Origin of the sequence: Methylobacterium sp. WL6 (assembly GCF_008040095.1) — a bacterium.
Lineage (GTDB): Bacteria > Pseudomonadota > Alphaproteobacteria > Rhizobiales > Beijerinckiaceae > Methylobacterium.
Window position 1 is genome coordinate 1 of record NZ_VRVH01000462.1, and the last position, 2,520, is coordinate 2,520.

Sequence of the window (2,520 nt, forward strand, 5' to 3'; positions counted from 1 at the left end):
GGCCGGCGGCGATGCCCGGAGCGCCGCGAGCAGCGGGCCGGGCGCGGCCTGGATCGCCAGGGCCGGCTGGTAGACCCGGCCGAGCTCGTTCGCGTCCGGGTGGGCGTGGACCAGCGGCAGGCCGGGATCGGGGATGCCGAGCAGGCGATAGGACTGCGCCGGCATCTCCGAGAGCCGGCCGCCGATCATCACCAGCAGGTCGGCCGCGCGGATGCGGGCGACGAGGGCCGGGTTCGGGCCGATGCCGAGCTCGCCGGCGTAGTGCGGATGGTCGGCCGGGAAGAGGTGGGCGCGCCGGAACGAGGTCGCCACCGGCAGGTCCTCGGCCTCGGCGACGGCGACGAGGTCGTCGCGCGCGGCCTCGTTCCAGCGCGATCCGCCGACGAGGACGATCGGGCTTTGCGCGCCGTCGAGCCTCCGGCGCAGGTCGGACACGTCCTCCGGGCGGGGTGCGGGCTCCGCCGGCTCGACGGGCCCCGCATCGGCGACCGCGACCGCGTCGTCGAGCATGTCCTCCGGCAGCGCCACCACCACCGGGCCGGGGCGCCCCTGCATCGCCGTCCGGAAGGCGCGGGCCACGAGCTCGGGGATGCGCGCGGCGTCGTCGATCTCGACCACCCACTTGGCCACGGTGCCGAACATCGCGCGGTAGTCGATCTCCTGGAACGCGTCGCGGTCCCGCATCGCGCGGGCGACCTGGCCGACGAACAGAATTATCGGCGTCGAGTCCTGCTGCGCCACGTGCAGGCCGGACGCGGCGTTGGTGGCGCCGGGGCCGCGGGTGACGAAGCAGATGCCCGGCCGGCCGGTGAGCTTGCCCGCCGCCTCGGCCATCATCGCGGCGCCGCCCTCCTGCCGGCAGACCAGCACGTCGACGTCCGTGTCGTAGAGCGCGTCGAGCACGGCGAGGTAGCTCTCGCCGGGGACGCAGGTCAGGCGCCCGACGCCCTGCGCCAGGAGCTGGTCGACGAGCACGCGCGCGCCGGTTCGGGTTCGGGCCATCGACGGTTTCCTCGTGCGGACCGGAGCGGTCGCCCTCGCGCGGGGAAGTCTGGTTCGCCGGGCGTCGAAGGCAAGGCCGCAGCCCGCGCGCGGCGGCGGGAGACGAGGCCGTCGCGAACATGCTCGGCCTCCGTTCGAGCCCCTGCCGCGCGGGGCGGCCCTGTCAGTCGGTCGCGTCATCGGCGCCGGACACCGCATCGCGGAAGCGAAGCAGGCGGGCGCGGGCCGAGCGCGAATCCGCCTCGGGTGCGTCGCCGTCCGGACGAAGGGCGGCGGCCTCGTCGAGACCGGTGGCGTGCTGCGCCCGCACGAGCGGTGCGCCGATCGCGGCCATCAGGATCCGCAACCCGTCGATCCAGTCCTCGACCTCGGCCAGCGAGGCGAAGCCCTCGCGCCGATACGTCTTGTCGGGTGCGAGCGTGGCGACGGCGTCGAACAGGCCGTCGTCCCGGTCGTGAATGCGATAGGAAACCAAGCGAGGCATGACGAATAGATACCTCAACCTTCCCCGTGCGAGAAGGTTGCCCGTGAGGAAATCGGACGCGATGGTATCGGTTCCGACCTTCAGGCAGCGCATTCGGGTCGCACGGTCCCGTGATCCGCGAAGCTCAGCATCCGGGCGCGATTGCCTGAGCCCGTGATGCGCGGCACGGTGATTCCGAAGGATGGGGCGTTGCTTGCCGAGGCAACGATTTCTGAAGTCGCTCGCGACCGCGCCCCGTTCATCACCGGCTCAGAATTTAATATGCAATTACCTTAGACTGGCTCAAAAGAGCTTGACCGTAAGAACCTTGGGACGCTCCATCGGCATGACGCACGCCATCTCCAACGGTCGGGACGAAACCTTCGAGACCGAGCTGAACGAGGTCGACGTCGCGGCCGCGGTCCGCAACCACCTCGGCGGCGAGCTGCGCGCCTACTTTGCCCTGCCGACCTGCGATGCCCTGCCGGAACCGCTCCTCGTGCTGGTGCGCCGCTTCGAGGCGGTGCTGGCGAGCCGCGGCGAGACGCCGACCACGGCGTTCCGCGACGACCTGATGGCGGTGCTTCCGGCTTTGCGCACCTTCGCGTTCTCGCTCGTCGGCGACATGAGCCGGACCGACGACCTGGTCCAGGAAACGCTGATGAAGGCGTGGATGAACCAGCACCGGTTCCAGCCGGGCTCGAACCTGGTCGCGTGGCTGTTCACGATCATGCGCAACCAGTTCTACACCGAGATCCGCAAGCGCAAGCGCGAGGTCGAGGATGCGGACGGGGTCCAGGCCGGCAAGCTCACCGCCGTGCCCGATCAGGAGGACGTCGTCACCCTGAAGCGGCTCTACGCGGTGATGGAGACGCTGCCGGCGACGCAGCGGGAGGCGCTGCTCCTCGTCGGGGCCGAGGGCCTGACCTACGAGGAGGCGGCGGTCCGGCTGCAGTGCCAGGTCGGCACGGTGAAGAGCCGGGTCAGCCGGGCCCGCGGACAGCTCGCCGGCCTGCTCGGGCTCGAGCGGGAGCCGCCGCCGCGTCACGCGCCCT

3 protein-coding genes are annotated in these 2,520 nt (G+C 71.5%); 1 reads left to right on the forward strand and 2 read right to left on the reverse strand.

The window, feature by feature from the left end; all coding sequences use genetic code 11:
* Both FV230_RS27205 and FV230_RS30085 read right to left on the reverse strand, forming a co-directional pair.
* Positions 1-1,002: thiamine pyrophosphate-binding protein (locus FV230_RS27205; protein ID WP_246695029.1), on the reverse strand; the 1,002-nt coding region annotated here is incomplete at its 3' end.
* A gap of 163 nt (positions 1,003-1,165) precedes the next feature.
* Positions 1,166-1,486, reverse strand: coding sequence for a hypothetical protein (locus FV230_RS30085; protein WP_187274904.1), 321 nt, complete (start codon positions 1,484-1,486; stop codon positions 1,166-1,168).
* 325 nt (positions 1,487-1,811) lie between these two features.
* On the opposite strand from FV230_RS30085, the gene FV230_RS27215 reads away from it, so the two are divergent.
* Positions 1,812-2,520: sigma-70 family RNA polymerase sigma factor (locus FV230_RS27215; RefSeq protein WP_147844590.1), on the forward strand; the 709-nt coding region annotated here is incomplete at its 3' end.

Coding starts and splice junctions, on each gene's coding strand:
- FV230_RS30085 (WP_187274904.1), bottom strand. CDS start 1,486: ATGCCTCGCTTGGTTTCCTATCGCATTCACGACCGGGACGACGGCCTG.